The 510-nt window shown below is 67.3% G+C and carries 2 pseudogenes; both read right to left on the bottom strand.

From position 1 onward, the window contains the following. Positions 1 to 253 (bottom strand): annotated as a pseudogene (gene aroE / locus DID96_RS37995) (shikimate dehydrogenase); the annotation flags it as partial. 39 nt (positions 254 to 292) lie between these two features. Next, a pseudogene (locus DID96_RS37990) lies at positions 293 to 510 on the bottom strand (amino acid ABC transporter permease); the annotation flags it as partial.

Below are 510 nucleotides of genomic sequence, written 5' to 3'. Positions count from 1 at the left end.
AGAATGCCTCCGCGGCCTGCTCGACCAGCATGCCGACGCCGTCGGCCACACCGAGCACGCCGGCATTCTTCGCCAGCCGAAGGAACGGCGTCATGCCTTTTCCGTAGGCGAGCTCGTACGCGGTGCCATCCGGACTGAACACGCCTGGCGGCACGGGCGGCAGATCGCCGGTCAGGCTGGCCGACGTCGCGTTGACCACGAGATCGAAGCGCCCCATCCGTGCAAGCTCGGCGTATCCGCACGCGACAGGCGGCGGGAATAGTCAGCGAGGCGACCAGCACGACATAAACGAGCGCAGCACCTGCGCGCGGCTCATCCCGTACGCGTGGCCGGCCTCGATCTCGCCGACCGGGACGCCGGCGATCGCGCCACGCAGGATCGTAGCGACATACGCGCTCTCGTTTATGCCGAGCGCAACGACCGCGTACCAGAACGCATCGCGCAGCAACGGCGATGCCCAGCTATCACGCATCCATTCGCGCGGGACGATCTGGCCGAAGCCGTAGTACA

The sequence above is a fragment of the Burkholderia sp. Bp8963 genome, from assembly GCF_003854275.1.
Taxonomy (GTDB): Bacteria; Pseudomonadota; Gammaproteobacteria; order Burkholderiales; family Burkholderiaceae; genus Burkholderia.
Note: the sequence above shows the minus strand (reverse complement) of the source record. Positions and strands in the feature narration are given on the sequence as shown.